Genomic DNA, 26,236 nt, shown 5'->3' with positions numbered 1-26,236 from the left:
TCCCAGCCACCCGGTAGCGCATGTGCTTTCCGGGACCGGCATCGCCTTGTCAGGATCCCATGCGCCTCGATCTGCTGTCCGATGTCACCACCAGGCTGATGGCCGAGTTCGGCTTCGTCACCAATGGTGCGTGGCTGCAGAAGGGCCGTTGCCCGGATTGCTCGAAGCGCGAGGTCTACGCCAAGGCCGACAAGCCGTGGCTGTTGAAGTGCGGCCGCCTCGAGCGCTGCGGGTGGGAGGTCCATGTAAAGGACCACTATCCTGAGCTCTTTGACCACTGGTCCAACCGCTACCAGGCGAACGACAGCAACCCGACGGCGGCGGCGGACGCCTACCTCCAGCACGGCCGTGGCCTGTCGCTGCTCGGCATCCGTGACGCCTACACGCAGGAATACTTCCGCCAAGGCGATATTGGTTCGGCCACCGTGCGCTTTGCGCTGCCCGGCGGCGGGTGGTGGGAACGGCTCATTGACCAGCCGTCGCGCTTCGACCGCAAGGCCCGCTTCGCGCCCGGCAAGAGCTACGCCGGCCACTGGTGGGCTCCGCCATGGCAGACGATGGCCAAGCTCGCTGGCGCGCTCGAGATATGGATTTGCGAGGGTATCTTCGACGCCATCGCGCTCAACAACGCCGGTGTTACCGCCGTGTCGGCGATGAGCTGCTACAACTACCCGGCGCTGGCGTTGGCCGAGCTGCGCAAGGCGATCGCCAATGGACCGACCCCGAACCTGCGGCCCAAGCTCATCTGGGCGTTCGACGTCGGCAAGGCCGGCGCGGAGTATACCCGCCGCTTCGTGGCGCAAGCTCGGCTCGAGGGCTGGGACTGCGGCGCGGCGCAGCCGGTAGCGGAAGGCGAGGGCGGCAAGCTCGACTGGAACGACCTGGCGCTGCGCGATCGCCTCGGTGCCGACAAGCTCGATACCTACCGGTGGAACGGCGATATCCTCATCGCTGGCACCGCCATCGACAAGGCGCACCTGATCTGGTGCCGGGAGGGTTGGGCGAGCTTTCCGTTCACCTTCGAGACCCGCCAGTTCTGGGCAAGCTTCGATGCCGCCCGTATCGCCGAGACCATCGCCTCCTATGCCGACAACCCGCAGGTCCGTGATCTTGATCCCGTGCGCGAGATCGCCAACTGCACTTTCCGCGCGCTGTACTACCAGCGCGACGAAGCCACCGACGACAGCTGCTACTATCTGCGCGTCGACTTCCCCGTGCGGCAGAACCGCATCAAGGGGACGTTCTCCGGCGCGGCGCTCGCCGCCGGCGCCGAGTTCAAGAAGCGGCTCATCAGCCTTGCCCCGGGCGGCATCTGGACCGGCACCACCCAGCAGCTCGACCGCATCATGCAGCGCCAGCTGGCCGGCATCCAGACCGTCGAGGCGATCCACTTCACCGGCTACTCGGCCGAGCATGGCGCCTATGTGTTCGGTGACATTGGCGTTGCCGGCGGCCGCGTCGTAACCCGCAACGAGGACGACTATTTCGAGTTCGGCCGGCACGCGGTGAAGCTGCGCTCGAACGAACAGCTGCTGCGCCACATCCGCTACGACCCGGACCAGCTCAACACCCAATGGGTCGAGCCGTTGATCACCGCCTACGGTCCAAAGGGCCTCGTCACGCTCGCCTTCTGGTTCGGGGCGTTGTTCGCCGAGCAGATCCGCGCCGAGCAGCAGAGCCTCGCTTTCCTCGAAATCACCGGCATTCCGGGGTCGGGCAAGTCGACGCTGATCGAGTTCCTGTGGAAGCTGTACGGCCGCGCCGGGTTCGAAGGCAACGACCCGGCCAAGACCACTACCGCCGCCATGGCGCGGATCCTCGGCAAGGTGTCGAACATGCCGGTCGTGCTGATGGAGGGCGACCGCGACGCCACGACGCCGCACGCCAAGCGCTTCGAGTGGGACGAGCTCAAGACCGCCTATAACGGCCGCTCGGTGCGCGCGCGGGGCGTCGCCAATGGCGGCATGGAGACCTTCGAGCCGCCGTTCCGCGGGGCGATCGTCATCGAGCAGAATGACCCGGTCAACGCTTCGCCCGCCATCCTCGAGCGGATCATGCACATGGAGTTCGACAAGACAGGCTGGGGGCCGAACACCAAGGCGGCGGCCGAAACGTTGGCGCGGATGCCGATCGAGGACGTCTCAGGGTTCATCGTCCACGTCGCCCGGCGCGAGGCCGAGCTGCTGGAGGTGTACCGTCACAGCTTCCAGGCGGCTGAGAGGGCGATGCTGGCGCAGCCTGAGGTCCGCAACGGCCGTTTGGCCAAGAACCATGCCCAGCTCGTCGGGATGCTAGATGCGCTCGCCACCGTCGTGCCGATCCAGTCGCGCGACCACCAGGCTGGGCGGCAGCTTATTGAGCGGATGCTGCTCGAGCGGCAGCGGGCGATCGCGGGCGACCATCCGACGGTCGAGCTGTTCTGGGAGCGGTTCGATTACATCCAAGGCTGCGAGCCGCCTGGGTTCAGCAGTCCCATCGACCACAGCCGCAATCCGGACGTGATCGCGGTCAACCTGACCCAGTTCGAGCAGATCTGCGGCGAGCGCCGGCTACCGCTGCCGCCGATGCTCGAGCTCAAGCGCCACCTCAAGACGTCGCGCATCCGCAAGTTCGTCGGTGCCAAGACCGTCAACTCACGCGCCGACCGGATCCTGCATTGCTGGTGCTTCGAACAGGCGGGAGCCGTGAAGTGAACCACTCAAATTCCTCAGCCCACCGCGAGGTTCGATAATGGCTGTTCGGGCACTTATTCGGGAAGCCGATCTTCGGCGCTGGGCACGGATCGCTCGCGAGGAACGGGTGACCATCCATGGTCACATCGACGGCAAGGGCGGCGTGACGATTCAAATGACAGCCGCCGAACTATCCCTCCCCACCGATCCAAGCGACCTCGACGCCCGCTTGGAGGCTTTCGGATCCCTATGATGCCAAAGAAGCTCGCGTATGTTTCAAGCTTTCTCGACCGCCACGGTAAGCGCCGCTACCGCTTTCGGCGGAAGGGCTATGCTACCTACTATTTTCGCGAACCGGTCGGGACGAAAGCGTTCGAGCGGGAGTATGCGGCATGCCTCGATGCCGAACCGGTGCCGGTCGGCGGCGATCGCATTATTCCTGGCAGCGTCTCTGACGTCATCGCGCGCTACTATTCGGACAACGCGTTCCAGGATCTCAGGCCAGCAACCCAAACGGTGTATCGTGGTGTCCTCGAACGATTTCGCGACGCCTTTGGCGACACGCCGATGCGGGCGTTCGATGCCGAACGTATTGCCCGCTTGATGAACGCTATGCGGCATAAGCCGCACGCCGCTGCCCGGTTGCGGAAACTGCTCGCTCAACTGTTCGTGATCGCGCGCCGGGGGAAGCTCGTGGCTCACGGCTTTGACCCGGTTCGAGATACCAAGCCCCCGAAAGCAGAAACCATCGGGTATCACCGTTGGACAGAGGATGAGCTCGCCCAGTTCGAGGCGAAACATCCATTAGGCACCAAACCTCGCCTCGCGTTCGCGATGCTGCTCTACGGCGGCCAGCGCAGCGGGGATGTTCGCTACATGACGCATGAGACCATCCGCTCCGGCCGCATCCAATTGAACCAGAGTAAAACGACCAACGCTGTCGACGTGCCCGTAGTGGAGCCACTGGCCCAAGCACTGCGCGCCGGCCCCCTGGGGCGGAAGACGCTGATCGAAACCCGCGACGGCGAGCCTTTCACCCCCAAAGGCTTTTACGGGATGATCAAGAAGGCCTGCATCGCTGCGGGCCTACCGCACTGCTCACCGCACGGTCTGCGAAAATCAGCAGCGCGGCGTTGCCGCGAAGCTGGTTGCACCAGCGAAGAGGGGATGGCGATTACCGGTCACAAGAGCGTGAAGGAGTATCTGCGCTACGCCGGCGATGCAGATCGCGCGGACCGTGCGGACGCCGCTATGTCGAAGGTAATGGCTAACCAAATCGAGAGGTTAGCCAAGCCAAAGGCCTAACGCCTCGGAATACCGTCGATTTTGGTAGTTCGCTGGATGCCCCGTGAGGATTCGAACCTCAATTAACGGAGTCAGAGTCCGTAGTCTTACCTTTAGACGACAGGGCAGCGTCGCAGCGAGGGCGGTCGGTTAGGCTGGACGGGCGGGCGTGTCAACGAAGAATCGCACGATCCGTCCGGGTGCCTTGTCGATCGCGACCGGCTTCGCTAGGTTGAAGTCCAAGCACCGAGCGGCGTTCGGCCGTGACGGATAGAATATAAGCGAGTGACGGCATGGGGGATATGTCCGCCCGGTTGCCGCACCGGGGAGCGCGTAGCACTTCCCGCCCGGCACCGAATACGCCAGCGCGCCCGCGCTGGCCGGGCGCGCGTCATTATGCCGCGCTCGACCTTGGCACCAATAACTGCCGGCTGCTGATCGCCCGGCCGCAGGGGGACGGCTTTGCCGTCGTCGATGCCTTTTCACGGATCGTCCGGCTGGGGGAGGGGCTGGCGGCGACCGGTCGCCTGTCCGATCTGGCGATGGATCGCACCGTCGCTGCGCTGAAGATCTGCGCCGAAAAGCTCAAGCGCCGTGACGTGACGCTGGCGCGATCGGTCGCGACCGAGGCGTGCCGGCGGGCGACGAACGGCCCTGCCTTCGTCGAACGCGTGCTCGACGAAACCGGCATCCACCTCGACATCATCACTGCCGAGGAGGAGGCGCGGCTGGCCGTGCTCGGCTGTCATGCGCTGCTCGAACCCGGTACCGGGCCGGCGCTGGTGTTCGATATCGGCGGTGGATCGACCGAACTGGTGCTGCTCGATGCGACCACGCCCGTGCCGCGCGTGCTAGACTGGCATTCGGCGCCATGGGGGGTGGTATCGTTGACCGAGAGTCTGGGCGGCGGTCGCGCCGCACCGATGGCGTCGGGCGCGTACGAGCGGATGCGGGCGTGCGTCGAGGAAAGCTTCGCGCCGTTTGCCAAACGCTTGCCGGATACCGACCAGCCCCGCCGGCTGCTCGGCACCAGCGGCACGGTGACGACGCTGGCGAGCGTCCATCTCGGCCTGCCCGCCTATGACCGGTCGCAGATCGACGGGCTGATCGTGCCGGCCGACGCGATGCTGGCGGTCAGCCAGCGGCTGGCCGGCATGGATCTGGCGCAGCGCGGCACGGTGCCCTGTATCGGCAGCGAACGCGCCGATCTGGTGGTCGCGGGCTGCGCGATCCTCGAATCGATTCTGGCGCTCTGGCCCGCCGAGCGGCTAGGGATCGCCGACCGTGGGATTCGCGAAGGAATCCTGCGCCGTTTGATGGCAGGAACCCGATGACCCGCGGAAGCCCCCCCGGCCGGCAGCGCGTACGTACCGCACGCGCGCGATCGGCCCAGTCGACACGCTGGCTCGAACGCCAGTTGAACGACCCCTATGTGAAGAAGGCGCGCGCGGAGGGCTATCGCAGCCGTGCCGCGTACAAGCTGATCGAACTCGACGAACGCTTCAAGCTGTTGCGCGGCGTGAAGCGCGTCGTCGACCTCGGCATCGCGCCGGGCGGCTGGACGCAGGTCGTGCGCAAGGTCCGGCCAGAATGCACGGTGGTCGGCATCGACCTGTTGCCGGTCGACCCGATCGATGGCGTGACGATCCTGCAGATGGACTTTCTGGCCGACCACGCCCCCGACCGGCTCCGCGAGGAACTCGGCGGGGAGGCGGACCTCGTCCTGTCCGACATGGCGGCCAACACCGTCGGCCATCCGCAGACCGATCACCTGCGCACCATGGCGCTGGTCGAGGCGGCGGTGATGTTCGCCTGCGAAATCCTGCGTCCCGGCGGCGATTTCGTCGCGAAGGTACTGGCGGGCGGGGCCGACAACGAACTGGTCGTCGAGCTGAAGCGCAATTTCCAGACGGTGAAGCACGCCAAGCCGCCGGSGAGCCGCAAGGATTCGTCCGAATGGTATGTCATCGCGACGAACTTCAAGGGCCGCCGCGACGTTCCGGCAGAGGCCGGGGCGGGGACGGACGAACCGTCCCCGGACGCGCTTACGGAATGATCCGGTCGGCGCGCAGCCGTTCGAATAACGCAAAGAACGCGTCGTCGGTCGCGCGATAGCCGGTGAAGCCCAGCCGCCGGCTTTTCGACATGTCGGCGACCACCTCGATCGGGCGACCGAGGTCGGCGTCGGTATGCCATGGCGAGGCCAGCCGGTTCAGATCGGCTTCGGCCAAGCCATAGCGCTCGGCGATCGCTGCCCAGCGCGACGCATCGTCGGCCATTTGCTCGGCCAGCGGGCGAACTGTCCCGTCGAACGGTGCGGCCTCGACCCCGAACCAGTCGGCGATGCGCGCCCACATCCATTGCCAGCGAAACACGTCGCCATTGACGACGTTGAACGCCTGATCGTGCGCCGCGTCGGTCTGCGCCGTCCACAGCAGATGTTCGGCGAGCAGCCCGGCGTCGGTCATGTCGGTCAGCCCCTGCCACTGCGCCGCCGATCCGGGGAAGACGAACGGCCGTCCCGCGTCCCGGCACAGCGTCGCATGGACGGCCAGCGTGGTGCCCATGTTCATCGCATTGCCGACCGCCTTGCCGATCACGGTGTGCGGACGGTGGACGCTCCACGTAAAGCCGTCGCGCTCGGCGGCGGCGAACAGCTCGTCCTCCTGCGCATAATAGAAATTGGCGATGTCGAGACGCGGTTGATCCTCGCGGAACGGCGTCTGCGGCAGCTTGCCCTGCCCATAGGCCTCGAACGGCCCCAGATAGTGCTTCAGGCCGGTGACCAGCGCGACATGGCGCGGGGCGTCGCTGGCGGGCAGGGCGTCAAGCAGGTTGCGGACCATCGCGCCGTTGACGCTGATATTCTTCGCCTCGCTGTCCTGTCGCGCCCAGGTGGTGATGAACACCGTATCGGGGCGCAGATCGGCCAGTGCCGCGCGCGTCGACGCCGGATCGGTCAGGTCGGCCGCGACCGGGCGGACGTCGTCCCGTTCGACCGGGCGGCGCGCAAGCCCGTGTACTGCCCAGCCTTGTGCGTTCAGCAGCGTCGCGGTCGCGCTGCCGACGATCCCGCTGGCACCCACCACCAAAGCTGTCTTCGTCATATCCAAACTTTCTTTGCCGAACGAAGACAGACAGCTAGGCACGATCGCACCGGGGTTGAAGACGGCACCGGAACCGCCCCCAGGCACCAGAAGGTACCCAGTCATGCAGCCCGGATCGGACGAAATCGAATGGCGTGAGGATTGCGCGCCGCGCCGCGTCCTGTCGCTGTTCGCAACCAAATGGACCAGCATGGTGCTGCATACGCTGCACACTCGTCATGGCGGGGCGGCACGGACCGGCGTGCTGCTGCGCAGCCTGCCGGGCATTTCCAAGAAGATGCTGACCCAGACGCTGCGGGAGATGGAGGCGATCGGCCTGATCGAGCGCGAGGTGCAGGCGGTGATGCCGCCGGCGGTGGAATATCGGCTGACGGAGCTAGGTTGTCGGTTCGTCGAGCCGGTGACGTTGCTCTATGACTGGGGGCGGCGCAATGCCGACGCGTTGGATGCGCTCGGTAGTCGACCGGGTGCGCGGCGGACTTGATGCGCGCCAGCGCGATCGACACGACCGGAACTCCCCTCCCTGACAAGGGAGGGGCTGGGGGTGGGTGGGCCCGCGAGGAAGGGTAGGCTCCCGACAACCGGCCTACCCACCCCCGACCCCTCCCTTGTCAGGGAGGGGAGGCGAACATGCCCTGTCCTCGCCCGGTTGCCATGCGTTGCGCAACCGTCGTCGCCTGCGCTCGGAACCACCCCAAAACGAAAAAGGCGGCCCCGCAGGACCGCCCCTTTTTATCGCATCGATCCGCTGGCCTCAGCCGTCGTAATCGCCGCCGACATTCTGGTTGCGCGGCGGGGCGGCGGCGGTGAGGCGCAGTGCCTCGGCCGACGCGGCCAGCGAACCCAGTTCGTCCGGCGCTTCCTCGTCGTCGATCTGCACCTTCTGCATCGACGTGATGACCGACTCGCGCAGATGGTCGGGAGTGATATTCTCCTCGGCGATCTCGCGCAGCGCCACGACCGGATTCTTGTCGCGGTCGCGATCGAGGGTCAGTTCGGCACCGCCCGAAATCTGGCGGGCGCGCTGAGCGGCCATCAACACCAGGTCGAAACGGTTGGGGATCTTGTCGACGCAATCCTCGACGGTGACGCGCGCCATGAAACGCCTTCCTTGCAAGAACGGAGGGTATCGGAAAGCGTGCTGCCTACGCGTCGCCCGGTCGGAAGTCAATGAAACTCGCCAAGGTCCCGGCCGTTACGACGGGGCAACGGATGGGCGAGCGCATGAACGGCACGGACGAACCTGTTTTTACCGTGGCTGGGAATCGGCTGACGCTGCTGACCGAAGGCCCTGCGCGGCTCGATGCGTTGCTGGCGTTGATCGCGGGTGCGCGCCGGTCGCTGCGCATCCTGTTCTACATCTGGGAAGAGGATGCCGCCGGCACCCGCGTCCGCGATGCATTGGTCGCGGCGGCCCGGCGCGGGGTTCGCGTCGCGCTGATCGTCGACGGGCTGGGTGCGGAGGCGGCGGCGAGCCGCGGCTTTTTCGGGCCGTTGCGCGAGGCGGGCGGTGATGTCTGCGTGTTCGTGCCGCGGATCGGACGGCGCTATCTGTTGCGCAATCATCAGAAGCTGGCGCTGGCCGACGACCTACGGGTGATCGTCGGCGGCTTCAATGTCGAGGACGCCTATTTCGGTACCGTCGAGCAACAGGCGTGGCGCGATCTGGGCCTGCTGGTCGAAGGGCCGGCGGCGGGGCGGCTGGCGGGTTATTTCGATGCGTTGAAGGCATCGATCGCGCTGCCCGGTGCTCCCTTACGCAAATTGTCGCGGATGTTGCGGGAATGGAGCGAGGACAGCGGCCCGGTCCGCTGGCTGCTCGGTGGTCCGTCGCGACGGCTGTCGCCATGGGCGCGGACGGTGAAGCACGAGATCCGCACCAGCGAGCGCATCGACATGATCGCCGCCTATTTCGCGCCCGGCCCGTTGATGATGCGGCGGCTGGACAAGGCGGCGAAGCGGACCCGGCTACGGATCGTCGTACCCGCCAAGACCGACCATGCCATCGCCCTGCTCGCGGCGCGCTTCACCTATCGCAACCTGCTGCGCCACCGGATCGAGCTGTACGAATATCAGCCGACCAAGCTGCACACCAAACTCTTCCTCGCCGACGATGCGGTACATATCGGGTCGGCCAATTTCGACATGCGATCGATGTTCCTGAACATGGAGCTGATGCTGCGCGTCGAGGATGCGGCGTTCGCGGCACATCTGCGCGCCTATATGGATCGCGAGGTCGCCGATTCGCGGCGCGTCACCCGCCAGTTGCACCGCGAACGTTCGGGCTGGTGGGCGCGGGTGAAACAGGCCGGGGCATATTTCATCATGTCGGTCCTCGACCCGCAGGTTACCGTGCGCCTCAACCGCGATTGACGCAAACCGCTTGAGACTCCGGCGAAGCTGGCCCATCGGGCGGCGATGGATATTCCAGCACTCTACGCACGGTTGATTCAGGCGATCGGCGACGGCACCGGCATGGCCGACAGCCTGCTCCACGTGCATGCCGGCATGGCGGTGCTGCTGATCACGCGCATCGTCACCGGCTATCGCCTGTCGACGCCGGTGCCGCTGGCGGTGGTGGCGCTGGCCGAACTGGGCAACGAAGTGCTCGACCGCATTTTCTGGGGGTCGTGGCGCTGGGAGGATACGTCGCTCGACATTCTCAACACCATGTTCTGGCCGACGATGCTGTTCATCGGCCTGCGGTTGCGCGACCGGTTCGAACCGCGCGCCACGCCGGGGAACGCCGCCTGATGTGAAGCGGTTATGTCGGCCAAGGAGAATAGCCATGGCCGACACCCCTGAACATCCGAAGGTCGATCCCGAACGGACCGCGCCGCGCAACGCGTTCGACAATCCGACCGGCCATTCGGGCCAGGAATATTCGCCCGAGCGGCAGGCGCAGCAGGCCGCGGTCGAAGCGCGTGCCTCCAGCGTCGCTCCGGCACCGGACGGCCGCGAAATCCCGCCCGATGCCGGTCGCCGCGCCTCGATCGGTCCGAATGGTGAGGTGCATGGCAGCGGTGCCAATGCCGGCGGCGGCGCGCAGGGCGAGAATTTCGACGACGATGCGTCGGGGGAAGGGGCCGGGGTGCCGCCTGCGGAACGCGCACCGGACCGGTAATGGGTCTCCCCTCTCTGGAAGGGAGGGGTCGGGGGTGGGTAGGCCCGTTGCGGAAAGCGTCCTTACCCTCGCAGGCCAACCCACCCCAACCCCTCCCTGCTAGGGAGGAGCTTCAAGCGCTCGCCTCGCTTATCAGCTTCGCGGCCTCGGCTCCCGCCCAGTCCATGCCGCCGGTCACCCGCCACACTTCCTTGCCCGACGCATCGTACAGGATCGTCGTCGGCAGGCTGACGCCCATGCCGGTCGAGAATTTGAGGTCCGCGTCGCGATAGGCGACCAGATTCGTCAGCTTACGCTCGGTCAGAAACGGCTGGACCTTGCCCGGTTCCATATCCTGCGAGACGGTGACGACGTGCAACCCCGCCTTTTCCCGCGCGGCCAGCGCGTCGAGCGTCGGCATTTCATGCACGCACGGCGCGCACCACGTCGCCCACAGATTGACCAGTGCCGGCTTGCCGTGGAAATCGGCGAGCGTCACCGCCTTTCCCGCGCCGTCCTGAAATTGGTAGGCGGGCATGGCCTCGCCCTTGTGGCTGCGGTCGACCTTCGCCGCGGCTTCGGGGGCGGCGGTGTTGGCGGGGGCGGCGACGTCGGGAACGGTGCCGTCCTCCGTCACAGCGGCTTGCTCCGGCGCGGCGGCTCGCTTATCGCAAGCGCCGACGAACAGGCTCAGTCCAAGGAGAAGCGCGATTACCGGGCGCATGGGAAGCTCCAACAGCATGTGGGGCGGGCGCTTCGCCGAAGGCCCGTCGGCGGTGATGCGTGAGATAAACGCCTCTATCCCCTTCGACAAGCGAATGTGGCGACAGGATATCGCCGGGTCCAAAGCGCACGCAACGATGCTGGGCGCGCAGGGCATCGTCGATGCGGCGGACGTCGCGAAGATCCTCGACGGGCTGGATGCGGTCGCCGCCGACTATGCCGGGCACGGCGTCCCCGACGACCTGACGCTCGAGGACATCCATATGCTGACCGAAGCGCGGCTGGCCGAGAAGATCGGGCCAGTCGCCGGGCGGCTGCACACCGCACGGTCGCGCAACGATCAGGTCGCGACCGACTTCCGCCTGTGGACCCGCGACGCGATCGACGCGGTCGATGCGGCGCTGGGGCAGTTGCAGGCGGCGTTGCTGGTGCGGGCCGAGGAACATGCCGCGACGGTCATGCCCGGCTTCACCCATCTTCAGGTCGCGCAGCCGGTGACGCTCGGCCATCACCTGATGGCATACCACACCATGGTCGCGCGTGATCGCGGGCGCTTCGCCGATTGCCGGGCGCGGCTGAACTACAATCCGCTGGGATCGGCGGCGTTGGCCGGCACCGGCTTCCCGCTCGATCGTCATGCGACCGCGCAGGCGCTGGGCTTTGCCGGGCCCACGGTCAATTCGCTCGATTCGGTCAGCGACCGCGACTTCGCGATCGAATATCTGACCGCCGCCGTGCAATGCTCGCTGCACCTCTCGCGGCTCGCCGAGGAGTTCGTGATCTGGGCGTCGCAGATGTTCGGTTTCGTGTCGTTGAGCGACCAATGGTCGACCGGCAGCTCGATCATGCCGCAGAAGCGCAACCCCGATGCCGCCGAACTGGTGCGCGGGCATAGCGGGCGGATCATGGGCTGCATGACGTCGCTGATGGTGACGATGAAGGGCCTGCCGCTCGCCTATTCGAAGGACATGCAGGACGACAAGCCGCCGGTGTTCGAGGCGACCGACCTGCTCGCGCTGTCGATCGCGGCGATGACCGGCATGATCGAAAGCGCGACCTTCCGCCCCGAACGGATGCGCGCGGCGGCCGAAACCGGCTTTTCGACCGCCACCGACCTTGCCGACTGGCTGGTGCGCGAAGCGGGGGTGCCGTTCCGCGAGGCGCATCATATCACCGGTCGCGCGGTCAAGCTGGCCGAGGACAAGGGCTGCCGGCTCGACGGCCTCACCCTCGATGACCTGACCGGCATCGACGACCGTATCCATGCCGGCATCTTCGACGTGCTGAGCGTCGATGCGTCGGTGGCCAGTCGCAAGAGCTTCGGCGGCACCGCGCCCGAACGGGTCCGCGAGGCCATCGCTGTCGCGCGGGGACAGTGATGCGCGCGCTCGTCCTGCTCGGCGTCGCGCTGGCGCTGGCCGGTTGTGGCCAGCGCCGCGACCTGCGCCCGCGCGAGAATGCGTCGCTGCCGCCCGCCCCCTATGGCGCGACTGCGACGCCGACCTCCGCCGATCTGCTGACCCCGACGACGCAGCAGCGCCCGTCGCGCAGCGACGAGCTGCTGACCGAATCGAAGGAACGCGGCGACGATCCCTTCGCGCTGCCGCCGCGCTAGGCGCTACTTCGGGCGTGGCAGGGTCAGAAACTGCCCTGCACGCTCGCGCCGCCGGGCAGGCCGGTGAACGGCAGCATTGCCGCACCGTCGCCGGTCATCGTGAAGCGCAGGCTGCCATCCTCGTTGACCGTGGCATCCATCAACGTGCGGCGGCGCTGCTGATCGGGGACCAGCCGGATACGCGATTGCCGGCCGATATGGTCGGCGGTCAGCAGCATCGCCGGGGTCGGGGTCGCGACATTGCCCGGCCGGGTCACGCAACTGCCCGGTTCGATCGCGACGCGACCCTCGGCCATCGCCGATCCGGCGATCGTCGACAGGACGGGAATGTCGACCTGCCACGGCATGTCGCAGGCAAAGGGCAGATTGGGCTGCAACGCCGCGAGCAGCGACGCATCGGCCGATCCCGCCACCCGGTCGAGCCGCACCCCGCCCGGCCGGATCAGCGCCTGTCCGCCCAGATCGGTGTCGGGACCGGTCGCGGTCCAGTCCACCGCGAAGCCGAGGCTGGTAAGGCTGCGCAACGGCGCGAAATGCCATTCGAGGCGACTGCCCCCGGCGACGCCGACCTCGCCATTCCACACCGTGCCGCCGACGCCGCTGCGCCAGTCGCTGTTGCCGGCGATCAGGCTGGCGGGCAGCGTCGCGACGATCGCGACCACGAACGAGGCTATGCCGAGGCCCGCGAAGCGGATACTGTGCCGACGTGCCTGCAACCTCGAAAGACTCGGTGATGCGATCGCGACGTTCGACGCTTGGGCTGTTCCGGGATGCGGTGCTGCTGTCGTCTGCGGCATGGGCCGCGTCCCCCCTGTTGGCTGCGCGCCGGGCCAAGCGCTCCGCCGCGTTGCTGGTTCCGCTGACCGGAGACCGTAGCGCGCTGGGGCTTAGCATAGCCAATGCGGCGAGGCTCGCCGAAACCGATGCCGCCGCGCTGTCGGTGATCGATACCGGTGGCAGCGCCGCCGGTGCGGTGCGCGCCGCGCAGGCGGCGGTGAAGGGCGGCGCGACGATGCTGCTGGGTCCGTTGTCGGCCGACGAGACCCGCGCGGTCGCGGCGGCGGTCGTGGTGCCGGTGGTCGCGCTGACCAACGATGCAGGCGCGCGGGGCGGCGGGGCGTTCGTGTTCGGCATCACCCCGGCACAGGCCGCATCGGCGATCCTCGGCTATGCCCGGTCGCGCGGCATCCGCCGCGTGCTTGCGGTCGATGACGGGTCGCCCTGGTCGCGTGCCTCGGTCGCGGCAGCCAAGGCAGCGGAGACCGATCTGGGGCTGAGCATCACCGTCGTGCCGGTGACCAACGGTACACTGCCCGCCGGTGTCGAGGGCGATGCCGCCTTCGTGCCCGGTGCGGCGGTGGCGCTGGCCCCGACGCTCAAGGCGCGCGGCATCCAGTTGCTGGCGACGGTACAGGCGCTCGATTACCGCGCCGATGCGGTCGGCGCGTTGGAGGGGGCATGGATCGCCAGCCCCGATCCCGACCGCTTCGCGACCTTCGCCACCGAATATGCGGCGCGCAACGGCGGCCGGCCCGGCGCGATCGCCGCGCTGGGCAATGACGCGGCGATGATCGCGAAGACGCTGCGCGAGGCCGATGCGATGACCCGCGAAGGCGTGCTGCGCGACGCCGGGTTCGACGGCGTGACCGGGCGCGTCCGCTTCCGGTCGGACGGCAGCTGCGCGCGCGACTTCGCGATCCTCGTCCCGACTAACGGCGTGTATCAGAAGGTGGCGGAGAGCCGCGGCGCATGACGCCGCGCCGCGCGGGGGAAGCGGGCTTCACCCTGCTCGAACTAATGATCTCGCTGGGGCTGTTCGCGCTGATCGCGGTCGCCGGGCTGGCACTGGTCGACAGCGTCATCGGCGTCGATGGCCGGACCGAGGCGCGCCTCGACCGGGTGGCCGACCTGCAACGCGCGATGGTGGTGATCTCCAGCGACCTCGACCAGATCGCGCCGGGGCCGATGGGGGGCGATGCGGCGGGCGTGCGGTTCCGGCGCAGCGCACCGGGGCTGGGCGGGCCGGCGATCGGGGTCGGTTATCGCATCGCCGGCGGACAGTTGCTGCGCGTCGTCGACGGGCGGGCGCAGCTGGTGCTCGATCGGGTGACGGCCGCGCGCTGGCGCTATTTCGACGGCGGCTGGCTCGACAACTGGCCGCCAGCGCCCGACCGCTCGCTCGACTGGCCGCGCGCGGTGGTGGTCGAATTGCAGGTCGGCGGTCCCGGCGGCGGCAATCTGCGGCGGATCGTGACGCTGCCGATCCCGGCGAGGACGACATGATGCGCGCGGTACCCGAGGGCGAACGGGGCATGATCCTCGTCAACGTGCTGATGTTCGTGGCGATTGCCAGCGGGCTGGTCCTGTTGATGATCAACCGTGAGGAAGTGGCGCTCGACCGTTCGATCCGCTCGCGCGAGGCGGCGCGTGCATTGGCGGTGGTACGCGGCGGCGAATTGTCGGCATTGTCGGCGTTGCAGCGCGACGCGCGGGTCGCGCCCGAGGCCGACTATCCGGGCGAGCCATGGGGCGGCATCAGCGAAAACGGCATCGCCATCGATGGCGGGCGGTTCGACCTGGCCATTGCCGATGCCGAGGGGCGCTTCAACGTCAATTCGGTGCGGCGCGAGCTCGACCCGATCCCGCAGCTGCTGTTCCTGCGCATCGCGCGCGCGGCGGGGATCGAGGAGGACAAGGCGGTGGCGGCGATCGCGCTGATCCGCGCGCAGGGGCCGGTGCAGGATTTGCGGCCGCTCGCCGTGTTCCTGCCGCCCGAACAGGCGCAGTTGCTGGCGCGGATGGTGACCGCGCTGCCCGGCGATACCGCGATCAACCTGAACGCGGCGACGCCCGAATTGATGGCGGTGCTGTTCGAACCGGCGCAGGCGCAGCGGCTGATCGGCTTACGCAACCGGCAGGGCTATCTGTCGAAGGACGATCTGGCGCGCGAGGACGTGACCGCACCCGGCGGAACCCGGTTCAAATCGGACCATTTCTGGGTCCGCACCCGCGCGACGATCGGCGAGACGGTGCAGCAAGGCGCGACGCTGATCCAGCGGATCGAGCGCGGCGAAGGTGCCCAGGCGGTGCGCATCGCCGTACCGGTCGAACGCTGGCGCAACGCCGCGATCCCGCCGGAAGTGCCGGGGTTCGGATAGGCCCTGTCGGGACGGCGGGCGGGCGGTCGCTTCGCGCCGCGGTCTATTTCGCGTCGGGCAGCTTGCGCAGACTGCCGTTCGCGATGGTTACCGGCTTCAGGCAACCGTTCTCGCTATAGGCAAGCGCCACCTCCCGCCGAGCGGGCGGCTCTTTCGACAAGGGCTGTATCCGGGCGGGCGGGGCAAGGCCGGCATGCTGCACGGTGGCGCGCTCGCATTTCTCGGGCGGGGCCGGAGGTAGCGGGGGTGCCACGGCAGGTTCGGTCATCGCGGCAAGCAACAGCATGAGCATGGTCGGAACCTCCCTGCGACCGCCACGCCGGGCCGGTCGGTGTTGGGGATAGCATCGCGAGGGTGAGCACGAAATCGGAAATTGGCGGCCGGTTTCGGTATGCGGTGGACCAAAGGTCACGAAAGTCACACTTGCATGCGGTTTGTGCGCAGGGTGGGTCGGGATGCGACTGGGTCAAAGAGCGGGATGGGACGATGAACGGCGACGATCTTCGCAGGCGGGAAGGTTGTAGGAAAGCGCGAATGGCTGGTTCTGTTGGAAAGCTGCCGATCCAGGCCACAAGATCAACGGGCTGAATCAGTAACTCTGACCCCGTGATCAGAACCATTATATTTGAGAAAGCCGTCAATAATAATCGCCACAAGCGCAACGATCATAATTGCTGTGTTCAACGACTCAGGAACGGATATTTCAATCTTGCGGAATGCGGAAAAGATAGCAGGAACAACGCATATTAATGGCGTTGTGCGACCAAGGAACGATCCGGGCGGCAATAGCCTCGCAGACAGCGCCGAAGCCGCGAGACATGCAAAAACGCCCGTGGTCGATATATCTGTCATCATGAAAGTTTGCCATGCTCTTCAACTCCACACAAGACGTCCGCAATCGGGCGATATCCGCCCCGCCCTTGCTCAATATCCGATCCACGCATTCTCGATATGACGGGGCGGTGTACCGGGGGCCAGCAGGATGACGTCGATGCGGATATCGGCCCCGTCGGCATAGGTCGGCGCGAGGATTTCGGCCGCTGCCGCGACGCGGGCCAACCGGCGTTCGTCGATGGCGTGATCGAGATCGGCGGCGGTGGCGCGGGTCTTTACCTCGACGAACGCAACGATGCCGCCCCGGCGGGCGATCAGGTCGATTTCGCCGGCCCTGGTCTTCACGCGGCGGGCGAGGATGCGCCAGCCTTTAAGTCGCAGCCACCAGCCCGCGATCCGCTCGCCGCGCCGGCCGGCATCATCGGCAGCGACGCGCGAGGCACGCGATCGGGGGCGGGGCGGGCGGACGAACATGCCGTTCCGTGCCGCACTGCGCCCGATGCGGCAAGCCTCAGCGCATCAACCCGGCGCTGCGCAGCGCGCGTTCGATCGTCGCCTGTACGCCCGATACTTCGGTCTGTTGCTGCTGCTGATGCTGCTGCGTCGGCTCGGGCTGCATCGGCTCCGGCCGGACGGTGCGTGCCGGGCGGGGGGTGGCGACCGGCGCTACCGCATCGGTCAGGCCCCAGGATTGTGCGATTTCGACGGTGCTCGACAGGCCGACGTCGAGCATGAACGGTCCGGCATGGCCGATGCCGCTGGTGGGGTCGACCGGTACGCCGTGGCCCATGCCGGCGACGCGCCACTCGTCGACCAGCGGTGCGCCCGACCCGTCGCGCCACGTCCGGCGACGCCAGCCGGTTTCGGCGGTCGTCTCCGGCGTAACATCCGACAGGCTATGGACGCCGCACCACTGCGCGACGAGCGCGTCGAGATTGCCGACGACCACCGTCGTATCGGCGGTGCCGTGCCAGATGGCGACGCGCGGCATCGGTGCGCGACCGGCGACCGATCGCACCGCCGCCGCGCCGCTGCGCGCATCGGGCAGCGACTGGCCGCGCATCCGTTCCATCGCGGCGCGTACGCCGATCGCGCTGCCATAGGGCAGGCCGCCGATGATCGCGCCGGCGGCGAAGCGATCGGGCCATGCCGCCAGCATGACCGCGGTCATCGCCCCACCGGCAGACAACCCGGTGACGAACACCCGCGCCGGATCGATCGCATGCGCGGCGATCGCCGCGTCGATCATCGCCGCGATCGATTCGGCCTCGCCCCCGATCCGTGCGATGTCCGCCGCCTCGAACCAGTTGAAGCACATATTGGCGTTGTTCGCGCGCCGCTGTTCGGGAAACAGCACCGCAAATCCCTCCCGCTCCGCCAGCGTCGACCAGCCGGTGCCGTGATCGTAGATCGCAGCATCCTGCGTACAGCCATGCAATGCGACGACTAGCGCCGCGCCGGGCTTCAGGTCGGCGGGCACGTACATCCGCGCGCGCAAATTGCCGGGATCGGGAGCAAAACCGGTCAGGTCGTGCAGCCGGTCGGTCATGCCCGATGGCGAACCGGGCTGCTGCATCCGCGACAGACGGGCAAGGGTGGTGGACAACGAAACCATGAGCGTACGCCTTCTCGTCACGGCATCCGCTGGCCGCTGCGACAAGATATGGCGTCGATGCTGCGCTGCACAATAGGAAAGGTGGCAGGCGGGATTTCGGATGGTCGATCGGGGGTCCGAATGGCGATCTGCATCCTTCGGACGATTGGGTCCGATACCGATGCAATGCATATACAAGGTGGGGAACGCTGGTTAATATCGGCAGGAAAGCGATGGGGGCATCGATGCAGACCAGTAACGGAGATCGGGCGAACCCCGTTTCGCACGCGCGGAAAACCGACGAGGAAGTTTGGGAAGCCTATTTCTTCACGACGCCGGTCGCGACGGAGGAACGCGCGCGTCCTGAATTGCAGATCGTACCGCGACCGACGATCTGAACGGCGGTTTGACGGCGGGCGCGCAAGCGTTTCGCGGTGCCGGCCCGCTACCCGACCCTGCTATCCGTGCAGATGGGCGATGGGTGACCGGGTAGGAAGAACGGGCGGGCATCGCTACGACATCCGCGGCAATTCGCGTGTCGGGCTGGCCCGACCGATTTTTGCTGCCGACCACGCAGTACGAATGTCGTGCGGATCGCCGACAAGGCGGTCGAGTTGGTCGCGCGAATGCGGTTCCGCGGGGTTCCCGGTAGCAGGCCGGTATGGGCGGCGCAGGACGCAAGCGTCAGCAGCGAACTCGACAATGTCTTGGGAGCACGATCGGCTGCGCGCGATCGGTGACGGGTCGTCCCGTCCGTGCGACAACAGCCTTGCGTTTGAAATCCAATGGTCGGGGAGAGAGGATTCGAACCTCCGGCCCCTGCCTCCCGAAGGCAGTGCTCTACCAGGCTGAGCTACTCCCCGACGGAGTATCGACAGGCTGCCAAAGGCACCCGCCGTTGCTTGGAGGCGCGCCTATAGCGGGCGGTCACCGGGTCCGCAAGCGGGATTCGTACGCCGCGCTGTTTGGCTTTGGGCGCGAAGCTGCTACGGGGCGGACACGATTTTCTCTTACCGATTGTGTGACCGTGGCCACTCCGCTCGACAAACTGCGTAATTTCTCGATCATCGCCCATATCGACCATGGCAAGTCGACGCTTGCCGACCGGCTGATCCAGCGGACCGGCGGCCTCGCCGAGCGCGAGATGTCGGCGCAGGTGCTCGACAATATGGAGATCGAGAAGGAACGCGGCATCACTATCAAGGCGCAGACGGTGCGGCTCGAATGGAAGGGCCATGTCCTGAACCTGATGGACACGCCGGGCCATGTCGACTTCGCGTATGAAGTGTCGCGCAGCCTTGCCGCGTGCGAGGGCGCGCTGCTGGTCGTCGATGCCGCGCAGGGGGTCGAGGCGCAGACGCTCGCCAACGTCTATCAGTCGATCGAGCATGACCATGAGATCATTCCGGTCATCAACAAGATCGACCTTCCCGCCGCCGAGCCGGAAAAGGTAAAGGCCGAAATCGAGGACCTGATCGGCCTCGACACGTCGCGCGCGGTGCTGGCATCGGCCAAGGCCGGGATCGGTATCGACGAGATCCTCGACGCGATCGTCGACCAGATTCCGCCGCCCAAGGGCGATGCGAGCGCGCCGTTGAAGGCGATGCTGGTCGACAGCTGGTACGATCCGTATTTGGGCGTCGTCATCCTGATCCGCGTGATCGACGGATCGATCCGCAAGGGCCAGCAGATTAAGTTCATGAACGCCGATACGACGCATCTGGTCGATCGGGTCGGGGCGTTCCGGCCGAAGATCGAGCAGCTGCCCGATCTGGGGCCGGGGGAGATCGGCTTCATTACCGCGCAGATCAAGGAAGTGGCGCAGACGATGGTCGGCGACACGATCACCGACGCCAGGCGCCCGACCGCCGAACCGCTGCCGGGGTTCAAGGAAGTGCAGTCGGTGGTGTTCTGCGGCCTGTTCCCGGTCGATGCCGCCGATTTCGACAAGCTGCGCGAGTCGATCAGCAAGCTGCGGCTGAACGATGCCAGCTTCACCTTCGAAATGGAAAGCTCGGCGGCCTTGGGCTTCGGCTTCCGTTGCGGGTTCCTCGGCCTGCTGCATCTGGAGATCATTCAGGAGCGGCTGACGCGCGAATACGACCTCGACCTCATCACGACCGCGCCGTCGGTGGTGTATCAGATCGAACTGACCCATCCCGATCCGGCGGGTATTACCGAGATCGACCTGCACAACCCGGCCGACATGCCCGACGTCAACAAGATCAAGACGATCAGCGAGCCGTGGATCAAGGCGACGATCTATGTCCCCGACGAATATCTGGGCGGCATATTGAAGCTGTGTCAGGATCGGCGCGGCATCCAGCTGAACCTGACCTATGTCAGCGGGCGGGCGCAGGCGACGTACGAACTGCCGCTCAACGAAGTCGTGTTCGATTTCTACGACCGGCTGAAGTCGCTGTCGAAGGGCTATGCCAGCTTCGATTACGAGCAGATCGGGTACCGCGAGGGCGATCTGGTCAAGATGAGCATCCTCGTCAACGAGGAGCCGGTCGACGCGTTGAGCATGATCGTCCATCGCGGGACCGCCGAGATCCGTGGGCGCGGCATGGTCGAGCGGCTGAAGGAACTGATCCCGCGCCACCTGTTCAAGATCCCAATCCAGGCGGCGATCGGCGGCAAGGTGATCGCGCGCGAGACGATCAGTGCGATGCGCAAGGACGTGACCGCGAAATGCTATGGCGGCGACGCCAGCCGCAAGCGCAAGCTGCTCGACAAGCAGAAGAAGGGCAAGGCGAAGATGCGCGAATACGGATCGGTCAGCATCCCGCAGGAAGCCTTCATCGCCGCATTGCGCATGGGCGACGAAAGCTGATCCCGGCCCCGACCGGCGTCGGGGCGATCATCGACGGCCAACATAAAAGCGGCCGGTGCCATGGGGGCACCGGCCGCTTTTCGATGTAGGCAGTGCTGGCTTACGCCAGAACGCTCATCACCATCTGGACGGTCAGTGCGACCCCGGCCCAGCCGATGGCGGCCATACCGACCATAGTGGCGATGGTCGCTCGCCCGGAATATTTGGTGTGCATCCTCGCCCTCCGTGTTCTTGTCTGGGACAGATTGTTCGAAACCGACGACGATTGCAAATTTGTGATGGCCCGGTTTTGGCGTAAAATTGCTGCAGAAACCGTGCATTTGCTGCACCGCACAACAATATTTGCGCAGTGCAAAAGCTGCGGGCCGACCGCACGTGCCAAAATGGAACGATATTTTCGGAGCGCCTTCGCAGCTGCAATGTGTGGTTAACGGGGCCCGACAGCCCTAAAATTTTTTTTCCACCCTGTTTGGCGTAGCGAAATTAGCCCGGATTCGGGCTGCAAACGTTTCGAATGCGATTCGGACCGAGTGATTCGGATCGAGTTTTATCGTGGAACTTTTGGCCGACTCGAACGTCGGCGGGACGCCGGTTTCGGCATCACGACATGGAGAACGACATGACCGACACTGATCGCACGTTCGGCGGCGCGCAGCAGGCTAACGATCAGATGAAGGCAGCGGGCGAGCGGCTGCAGGCGGCCGGCACGCAGATGACCGAACAGGGATCGCAGCTCGGCCTGACCATCCTGTCACAGGCCGAATCCAATACGCAGGAAGCGTTCAGAGCGATGCGCGCAGCCGCGCAGGCCCGCGACCTGAACGAAGTGATGAAGATCCAGTCGGAATATATGCGCGAACAGGGATCGCGATCGATGACGCAAGCCCGCGAAGTCGGCGAGATGATCGCCCAGTTCGGACGCAGTGCCATCGGACAGATGACCGGGCGCGACTGATCGGTCTATGCCGATGATCCGTCGCGGCCATGGGCTGCGACGGATGGGTCGTCGCTGAACCTGAAGGAATTGGAATGGGTCGTTGGTTCCTGTGGCTGTTCGCCCTGCTGACGCTGGCAGGAACCGCAATCGCCCAATCGAAGCCGCCGGTGGTGCTGGCCGCGGCCAGCCTGCAGGAATCGATGAACGCGGCGGCGGATGCATGGGCCGGACGTGGTCATGTCCGGCCGACGCTGTCCTTTGCCGCCAGCTCGGCGCTGGCGCGGCAGGCCGCAGCGGGTGCGCCGGCCGACCTGTTCGTGTCGGCCGATGTCGAGTGGATGGACGATCTCGACCGTCGGGGACTGCTTGCGCCGAACAGCCGCGTGAACCTGCTCGGTAACCGGCTGGTCCTGATCGCGCCGCTCGACAGCAAGGTTCGCGTGACGTTGCGGCCGGGCGTCGACGTGGCGCGGGCGCTGAACGGCGGACGGCTGGCGATGGCCGATCCGGATGCGGTGCCGGCGGGGCGCTATGGCAAGGCGGCACTGACCCGGCTGGGCGCATGGGACGGCGTCGCGCCGTCGGTGGTGCGGGCCGAGAATGTTCGCGCCGCGCTGGCGCTGGTCGAGCGCGGGGCCGCACCGCTCGGCATCGTCTATGCCACCGATGCCAAGGCGTCGGCGAAGGTGCGGGTCGTCGGTGTCTTCCCGGCGGCGAGCCATCCGCCGATCGTCTATCCGATCGCGCGGCTAAAGGCATCGCGCAACGTCGACGGCGAGCGGTTCCGCCGGTTTTTGATCAGCCCGGCCGGCAAGGCGATCTTCAAACGCTACGGCTTTTCCGCGCGCTGATGATCGACAGCGCCGAGTGGGCGATCGTCCTGTTGTCGTTGAAGATCGGCGGGGTGGCGATGCTGGCGGCGCTGCCGGTCGCCTATGCGCTGGCATGGACCTTGGCGCGCGGGCGGTTTCCGGGAAAGGTGCTGCTCGACGGGGTCGTCCATCTGCCGCTGGTGCTGCCGCCGGTGGTGACCGGATGGCTGTTGCTGCTGGCGTTCGCGCCGAACGGACCGATCGGTGGCTGGCTGGAATCATGGTTCGGAGTGAGCGTGTTGTTCCGCTGGACCGGGGCGGCGATCGCGGCGGCGGTGATGGCGCTGCCGCTGATGGTCCGCGCGATCCGTTTGTCGATCGAGGGCGTCGACCGGCGGCTGGAAAGCGTCGCGCGGACGCTGGGGGCCGGGCGGGTGCGGGTCTTCTGGACGGTGACCGCGCCGCTCAGCCTGCCGGGGATGCTGGCCGGCATGGTGCTGGGCTTCGCCCGCGCGCTGGGGGAGTTCGGGGCGACGATCACCTTCGTATCCAACGTGCCGGGCGAAACCGCGACGCTGCCGATCGCAATCTACAGCGCGTTGCAGGTGCCCGGCGGGGAGACGGGCGTCGTCCGGCTGGCGGCGCTGTCGGTGGCGCTGTCGCTGATCGCGCTGGTGCTGTCCGAATGGCTCGCGCGGCGCGGCGGTCGGGGCGGCCATGTCCTTTGACATCGATGTCACCGTCCGGCTGGGCGAGGCGGTGGTCGGCGCGGTCGTACCCGATGACGGGCAGGACAGCGGACTGACGGTGCTGTTCGGACCGTCGGGGGTCGGCAAGTCGAGCGTGCTCAACATGGTCGCGGGGTTGCTGCGCCCGGCGGCGGGCCATGTCCGGGTCGGCGGGCGCACGCTGTACGACGGCGCGGCGGGAATCGACGTCGCGGTACCCGACCGGTGCTGCGGCTATGTGTTTCAGGAGCCGCGCCTGTTCCCGCACCGCCGGGTCGCGGCCAATCTGCGCTATGGGATGGGGCGGGGCACGCCGCCGATCGGCTATGCAGACATGATCGCGCTGCTGGGGCTGGAGCATCTGCTCGACCGGTGGCCGGCGACGCTGTCGGGGGGCGAGGCGAAGCGGGTCGCGATCGGGCGGGCGCTGTTGTCGGGGGCACGGTTCCTGTTGATGGACGAACCGCTCGCCTCGCTCGATCGCGGGCGGCGCGAGGAGGTGATGGTCGCGATCGAACGGCTGCGCGACACGCTGCGCCTGCCGATCCTGTACGTGACCCATGATGCGGCGGAAGCGGAACGGCTGGCGACGCGCATCGTCGCGATGTGACCATGGTGCCGCCGTAATCGGGCATGATGACGATCCCGAAACGATCGGAAGTGTGCAATGCGGATGATGGTGGCAGGGTTGGCGATGATGGCGGCGATGCCGGCAGATGCGCAGGACGTCGAACCCGATGGCCCCGATATCGTTGTGGTTGCCGGCAAGCCGTTGCGCGTCGATGCAAAGCTCCTGCGCGCGGCACAGCGGCGCTTCGCCGAGGATCGGCCGAGTTACGCCCCGCAAGCGACGCTGCGGTTCGAATGTGGCGCGGGCACAGCCGGATGTCGGCGGCCGACGTCGGACTGGCGCTGACCGACGGGGCGCGCAGGCAATTGCCGGTCACGATCGACGGCGATGGCCGGGTCGTATTTGCGACCTTGCCCGCCGGACGCTGGTTCCTCACCGCGCCGGCGCAGTCGCAGGGCATGCACCTGCGCCCGATCGTGTTGTCGAGCGGTACCAGTGGAGGACCGGCGACTGGGCGACCTGCGCGCGCAATGCCGGGTGATGGTGGCCATGGCAAAGGCGGATGCGTCGTTGCTAACGATGCCGCTGATTGGGATGTTCGATGCGATCGGCGGATGCGCCAGCAAACGCTTCGGTTTCTACCATTTGGTCGAGCATCCGCTGGCCAGTGCGACGGCGACGGGTGCGGGCGTCACGCGTACGCTGCGGCTGTCTGCGAAGTCGACCTCGTATGAAGCGCCGCTGTCCGATCGCACCCTGCCCAATGAGGCGCGGGTCAGGCTCACCTATCGCTGATCGTCGGTGCCGGGCATCGGTACGCGTGCCGTCTGTCCGCCGCGGGTGAAATAGGCAGCGTCGATCGCGAGGCTGCGCAATTGCCAGCCATCGACGCTGTCGCCGGGCGACAGGGTGCGCGTGCCCTCTGCGCCGCGCACCAGCGCGACGGCATCGCGGCCGAGGCGTCCGACCACGCCCAGCAACGCCGGCGCGTCGTCGGGCAGGGCATCGGCGGCGGGCGGGGCGAACAGCGTGCGGGCAAAGGCGGCGCGCAGCGGCGGCGGAGTGGCCGGGGCGGCCAGCGGCGCGACCACCGGTGCCGACGCGTCGCCGCGATTGGTGTCGCGCAACAGCCATGGCGGGAGTGCGAGCGCGACCAGCACCGCCGCCGCGATCAGGCCATGGTCGCGCAGGCTCATCCCCGCCATGGGGCCACCAGTCGCGCGTCGAGCCGCACCCCGCCCGGTGCCGAGGTCAGCCGCCATGCCGCCATCCGCACCGTCGGCCCGCCCCGTTCGAGCAGGTCGGCGAACGCCACCACCGCTTTCTCGCTGCCCGATGCGCGCAGCGTGAGGATGGCGAGCGGGGCGGGGGCGGCGGGATCGGCGGCAAGGCTTTCGATCAGCACCCCGCCGCGCGCGGCATCGGCACGGACGCGGGCCGCCAGACGGCGGGCGGCGTCGGTGGCATTGTCGGCGGGAAAGGCCGCGCCGATGACCGCGACCGTCGCCGGGGTGGCGGCAAGATCCGCGCGGGCGGCGTCGCGATCGGCACGGGCGGTCGCAAGATCGTCGAGCGCGCCGGCGGTCGGGACGGCGAGCAGCGCGGCGATCCCGAGCGCGATCAGCGGCAGGCGCGGGGTCATCGCGCCTGTTCCAGCGTGATCCGCATCCGCCCGTCGCCATCGGCGCGGCTCTGCGCGACGGCGCGCAGCCCGCCCAGCGCCGGATCGCGACGGAGCGCCGACAGCGCGCGATCGGGATCGGGGGCGACCACGTCGATGGTCAGCGGGCCGGTGTCGCGCTCGATGCGCAGCAGCGCGGCATCCTCGGGCAGCGCGTGGGCGATCGCCTCCACGGTCGCGCCGAGCGTCGGCGCATGCCACGCGGTGGCGAGCGCGGCGCGGCCACGATCGCGTTCGGTGCGCGCCGCGACGGCCGGTGCCGATCGTTCGGTCAGGGCGCGGGTCTCGCGCCGGACCTGCGTGGTCATCAGCGTCGCCCCGGCAACCGTCAGCAGCGGGGCGGCGACGATCGCCAGCGCGAGGATCATGCCGGCGCGATCGGGCCGGGGCCGTTCGGCAGGCTCCGGGGGCGGATCGGCCGGTACCGGCGGGCGCGATGCCGGCCGCGCCGCGCCCAGCGCCCGGTCGAACAGGCTGGGCCGCACGGGCGCGCTGTCATTGGCGGGGCGGGGGTCGGCCATGGTCCGCTCCTACGCCCGGGGGCGGTCGGTGGACAAGCGCGATCGGGCTGGCGTCGTCGA

Annotated in this window: 32 protein-coding genes and 2 tRNA genes; 22 read left to right on the top strand and 12 right to left on the bottom strand. The window is 67.3% G+C overall.

The annotated features are described in order from the left end of the window. Positions 1-59: 59 nt before the first annotated feature. Genes ASE70_RS18020 through ASE70_RS18010 form a run of 3 tightly spaced genes read left to right on the top strand, consistent with a single transcriptional unit; the run spans position 60 to position 3,977 of the window. Complete coding sequence (locus ASE70_RS18020) at positions 60-2,693, top strand: toprim domain-containing protein (protein ID WP_056507759.1); 2,634 nt, start codon at positions 60-62, stop codon at positions 2,691-2,693. Positions 2,694-2,730: 37 nt separating this feature from the next. Then, positions 2,731-2,925 carry a hypothetical protein gene (locus ASE70_RS18015; RefSeq protein ID WP_056507757.1) on the top strand — a complete coding sequence of 65 codons (195 nt, stop codon included), beginning with the start codon at positions 2,731-2,733 and terminating at the stop codon, positions 2,923-2,925. Then, positions 2,922-3,977, top strand: coding sequence for a tyrosine-type recombinase/integrase (locus ASE70_RS18010; protein ID WP_056507755.1), 1,056 nt, complete (start codon positions 2,922-2,924; stop codon positions 3,975-3,977). The genes ASE70_RS18015 and ASE70_RS18010 overlap by 4 nt, the downstream gene beginning before the upstream one ends. A gap of 33 nt (positions 3,978-4,010) precedes the next feature. Here ASE70_RS18010 and ASE70_RS18005 read toward each other — a convergent pair. Beyond that, positions 4,011-4,084 (bottom strand) — tRNA-Gln (locus ASE70_RS18005). Positions 4,085-4,249: 165 nt separating this feature from the next. Between ASE70_RS18005 and ASE70_RS18000 the strand changes: the two genes are divergently transcribed. Together ASE70_RS18000 and ASE70_RS17995 are read left to right on the top strand one after the other, a co-directional pair. Continuing rightward, entirely contained in the window at positions 4,250-5,290 is a 1,041-nt protein-coding gene (locus tag ASE70_RS18000) for a Ppx/GppA phosphatase family protein (RefSeq protein WP_082439043.1), read from the top strand. Then, complete coding sequence (locus ASE70_RS17995) at positions 5,287-6,012, top strand: RlmE family RNA methyltransferase (RefSeq protein WP_056507752.1); 726 nt, start codon at positions 5,287-5,289, stop codon at positions 6,010-6,012. The genes ASE70_RS18000 and ASE70_RS17995 overlap by 4 nt, the downstream gene beginning before the upstream one ends. Here ASE70_RS17995 and ASE70_RS17990 read toward each other — a convergent pair. Further along, the gene (locus ASE70_RS17990; RefSeq protein ID WP_056507750.1) at positions 6,002-7,063 is read right to left on the bottom strand and encodes an SDR family oxidoreductase; all 1,062 of its coding nucleotides are present in this window, start codon (positions 7,061-7,063) and stop codon (positions 6,002-6,004) included. The genes ASE70_RS17995 and ASE70_RS17990 overlap by 11 nt on opposite strands. Positions 7,064-7,166: 103 nt before the next feature. Here ASE70_RS17990 and ASE70_RS17985 point away from each other — a divergent pair, with 103 nt between their 5' ends. Further along, positions 7,167-7,547 (top strand): winged helix-turn-helix transcriptional regulator, encoded by a 381-nt coding sequence (locus ASE70_RS17985; protein WP_056507747.1) that lies wholly within the window; start codon positions 7,167-7,169, stop codon positions 7,545-7,547. Positions 7,548-7,817: 270 nt separating this feature from the next. On the opposite strand, the gene rpoZ is transcribed toward ASE70_RS17985, so the two are convergent. Continuing rightward, positions 7,818-8,162 carry a DNA-directed RNA polymerase subunit omega gene (gene rpoZ / locus ASE70_RS17980; protein WP_055758348.1) on the bottom strand — a complete coding sequence of 115 codons (345 nt, stop codon included), beginning with the start codon at positions 8,160-8,162 and terminating at the stop codon, positions 7,818-7,820. 155 nt (positions 8,163-8,317) lie between these two features. On the opposite strand from rpoZ, the gene ASE70_RS17975 reads away from it, so the two are divergent. From ASE70_RS17975 to ASE70_RS17965, 3 genes are read left to right on the top strand one after another with little or no spacing between them, the layout of a single operon-like run. Continuing rightward, on the top strand, positions 8,318-9,436 hold the full coding sequence (locus ASE70_RS17975; protein WP_327196841.1) for a phospholipase D-like domain-containing protein: 1,119 nt from the start codon (positions 8,318-8,320) through the stop codon (positions 9,434-9,436). 45 nt (positions 9,437-9,481) lie between these two features. After that, entirely contained in the window at positions 9,482-9,817 is a 336-nt protein-coding gene (locus tag ASE70_RS17970; protein ID WP_056507745.1) for a hypothetical protein, read from the top strand. Between the two features lie 34 nt (positions 9,818-9,851). Beyond that, positions 9,852-10,187: a hypothetical protein gene (locus tag ASE70_RS17965; protein ID WP_056507743.1), complete on the top strand. Its 336-nt coding sequence runs from the start codon at positions 9,852-9,854 to the stop codon at positions 10,185-10,187. A gap of 112 nt (positions 10,188-10,299) precedes the next feature. On the opposite strand, the gene ASE70_RS17960 is transcribed toward ASE70_RS17965, so the two are convergent. Further along, the gene (locus tag ASE70_RS17960; protein WP_235520056.1) at positions 10,300-10,803 is read right to left on the bottom strand and encodes a TlpA family protein disulfide reductase; all 504 of its coding nucleotides are present in this window, start codon (positions 10,801-10,803) and stop codon (positions 10,300-10,302) included. Positions 10,804-10,906: 103 nt separating this feature from the next. On the opposite strand from ASE70_RS17960, the gene argH reads away from it, so the two are divergent. Both argH and ASE70_RS17950 read left to right on the top strand, forming a co-directional pair. Continuing rightward, positions 10,907-12,268, top strand: coding sequence for an argininosuccinate lyase (argH, locus tag ASE70_RS17955; protein WP_056507739.1), 1,362 nt, complete (start codon positions 10,907-10,909; stop codon positions 12,266-12,268). Continuing rightward, positions 12,268-12,504 carry a hypothetical protein gene (locus tag ASE70_RS17950; protein ID WP_056402115.1) on the top strand — a complete coding sequence of 79 codons (237 nt, stop codon included), beginning with the start codon at positions 12,268-12,270 and terminating at the stop codon, positions 12,502-12,504. Before argH ends, ASE70_RS17950 begins: the two co-directional genes overlap by 1 nt. A gap of 23 nt (positions 12,505-12,527) precedes the next feature. Here ASE70_RS17950 and gspN read toward each other — a convergent pair whose 3' ends face one another. Then, on the bottom strand, positions 12,528-13,166 hold the full coding sequence (gspN, locus tag ASE70_RS17945; protein ID WP_235520055.1) for a type II secretion system protein N: 639 nt from the start codon (positions 13,164-13,166) through the stop codon (positions 12,528-12,530). A gap of 71 nt (positions 13,167-13,237) precedes the next feature. Between gspN and ASE70_RS17940 the strand changes: the two genes are divergently transcribed. Genes ASE70_RS17940 through ASE70_RS17930 form a run of 3 tightly spaced genes read left to right on the top strand, consistent with a single transcriptional unit; the run spans position 13,238 to position 15,662 of the window. Further along, complete coding sequence (locus ASE70_RS17940) at positions 13,238-14,257, top strand: hypothetical protein (protein WP_056507738.1); 1,020 nt, start codon at positions 13,238-13,240, stop codon at positions 14,255-14,257. Beyond that, positions 14,254-14,787, top strand: coding sequence for a type II secretion system protein GspJ (locus ASE70_RS17935; RefSeq protein ID WP_056000390.1), 534 nt, complete (start codon positions 14,254-14,256; stop codon positions 14,785-14,787). Before ASE70_RS17940 ends, ASE70_RS17935 begins: the two co-directional genes overlap by 4 nt. Further along, entirely contained in the window at positions 14,784-15,662 is an 879-nt protein-coding gene (locus tag ASE70_RS17930) for a general secretion pathway protein GspK (protein ID WP_235520054.1), read from the top strand. The genes ASE70_RS17935 and ASE70_RS17930 overlap by 4 nt, the downstream gene beginning before the upstream one ends. 43 nt (positions 15,663-15,705) lie before the next feature. Here ASE70_RS17930 and ASE70_RS17925 read toward each other — a convergent pair whose 3' ends face one another. The 3 genes from ASE70_RS17925 to ASE70_RS17915 form a co-directional block, all read right to left on the bottom strand. Further along, complete coding sequence (locus ASE70_RS17925) at positions 15,706-15,954, bottom strand: hypothetical protein (protein WP_056507732.1); 249 nt, start codon at positions 15,952-15,954, stop codon at positions 15,706-15,708. 632 nt (positions 15,955-16,586) lie between these two features. Beyond that, positions 16,587-16,970: a YraN family protein gene (locus tag ASE70_RS17920; protein ID WP_056507730.1), complete on the bottom strand. Its 384-nt coding sequence runs from the start codon at positions 16,968-16,970 to the stop codon at positions 16,587-16,589. Positions 16,971-17,007: 37 nt separating this feature from the next. Then, positions 17,008-18,111, bottom strand: coding sequence for an extracellular catalytic domain type 1 short-chain-length polyhydroxyalkanoate depolymerase (locus ASE70_RS17915; protein ID WP_056507728.1), 1,104 nt, complete (start codon positions 18,109-18,111; stop codon positions 17,008-17,010). 224 nt (positions 18,112-18,335) lie between these two features. Here ASE70_RS17915 and ASE70_RS20065 point away from each other — a divergent pair, with 224 nt between their 5' ends. After that, entirely contained in the window at positions 18,336-18,488 is a 153-nt protein-coding gene (locus ASE70_RS20065; protein WP_156347488.1) for a hypothetical protein, read from the top strand. Positions 18,489-18,876: 388 nt separating this feature from the next. Here ASE70_RS20065 and ASE70_RS17910 read toward each other — a convergent pair. Further along, a tRNA-Pro gene (locus ASE70_RS17910) sits at positions 18,877-18,953 on the bottom strand. 164 nt (positions 18,954-19,117) lie between these two features. On the opposite strand from ASE70_RS17910, the gene lepA reads away from it, so the two are divergent. The 7 genes from lepA to ASE70_RS17875 all read left to right on the top strand — a co-directional run bounded on the left by lepA (position 19,118) and on the right by ASE70_RS17875 (position 24,769). Next, positions 19,118-20,926, top strand: a complete 1,809-nt coding sequence (gene lepA / locus ASE70_RS17905) for a translation elongation factor 4 (protein WP_056507879.1) — start codon at positions 19,118-19,120, stop codon at positions 20,924-20,926. 619 nt (positions 20,927-21,545) lie between these two features. Continuing rightward, entirely contained in the window at positions 21,546-21,881 is a 336-nt protein-coding gene (locus ASE70_RS17900) for a phasin family protein (protein WP_056507877.1), read from the top strand. A 74-nt stretch (positions 21,882-21,955) separates the two neighbouring features. Then, the gene (gene modA / locus ASE70_RS17895; protein WP_056402097.1) at positions 21,956-22,714 is read left to right on the top strand and encodes a molybdate ABC transporter substrate-binding protein; all 759 of its coding nucleotides are present in this window, start codon (positions 21,956-21,958) and stop codon (positions 22,712-22,714) included. After that, positions 22,714-23,403 carry a molybdate ABC transporter permease subunit gene (modB, locus tag ASE70_RS17890; protein ID WP_056402094.1) on the top strand — a complete coding sequence of 230 codons (690 nt, stop codon included), beginning with the start codon at positions 22,714-22,716 and terminating at the stop codon, positions 23,401-23,403. Before modA ends, modB begins: the two co-directional genes overlap by 1 nt. After that, on the top strand, positions 23,393-24,013 hold the full coding sequence (locus ASE70_RS17885) for an ATP-binding cassette domain-containing protein (RefSeq protein ID WP_056507726.1): 621 nt from the start codon (positions 23,393-23,395) through the stop codon (positions 24,011-24,013). Before modB ends, ASE70_RS17885 begins: the two co-directional genes overlap by 11 nt. 57 nt (positions 24,014-24,070) lie before the next feature. Continuing rightward, on the top strand, positions 24,071-24,319 hold the full coding sequence (locus ASE70_RS17880; protein WP_056507724.1) for a hypothetical protein: 249 nt from the start codon (positions 24,071-24,073) through the stop codon (positions 24,317-24,319). Between the two features lie 150 nt (positions 24,320-24,469). Continuing rightward, complete coding sequence (locus ASE70_RS17875; protein ID WP_056507715.1) at positions 24,470-24,769, top strand: hypothetical protein; 300 nt, start codon at positions 24,470-24,472, stop codon at positions 24,767-24,769. Here ASE70_RS17875 and ASE70_RS17870 read toward each other — a convergent pair. From ASE70_RS17870 to ASE70_RS17860, 3 genes are read right to left on the bottom strand one after another with little or no spacing between them, the layout of a single operon-like run. Continuing rightward, the gene (locus ASE70_RS17870) at positions 24,760-25,179 is read right to left on the bottom strand and encodes a hypothetical protein (RefSeq protein ID WP_235512369.1); all 420 of its coding nucleotides are present in this window, start codon (positions 25,177-25,179) and stop codon (positions 24,760-24,762) included. The genes ASE70_RS17875 and ASE70_RS17870 overlap by 10 nt on opposite strands. Further along, entirely contained in the window at positions 25,167-25,616 is a 450-nt protein-coding gene (locus ASE70_RS17865; RefSeq protein ID WP_056507712.1) for a hypothetical protein, read from the bottom strand. Before ASE70_RS17865 ends, ASE70_RS17870 begins: the two co-directional genes overlap by 13 nt. Next, positions 25,613-26,176, bottom strand: a complete 564-nt coding sequence (locus ASE70_RS17860) for a hypothetical protein (protein WP_056507710.1) — start codon at positions 26,174-26,176, stop codon at positions 25,613-25,615. Before ASE70_RS17860 ends, ASE70_RS17865 begins: the two co-directional genes overlap by 4 nt. Positions 26,177-26,236 lie beyond the last annotated feature (60 nt).

The organism is Sphingomonas sp. Leaf22, assembly GCF_001421715.1.
GTDB lineage: Bacteria > Pseudomonadota > Alphaproteobacteria > Sphingomonadales > Sphingomonadaceae > Sphingomonas.
This window is presented reverse-complemented; position numbering and strand designations above follow the sequence as displayed.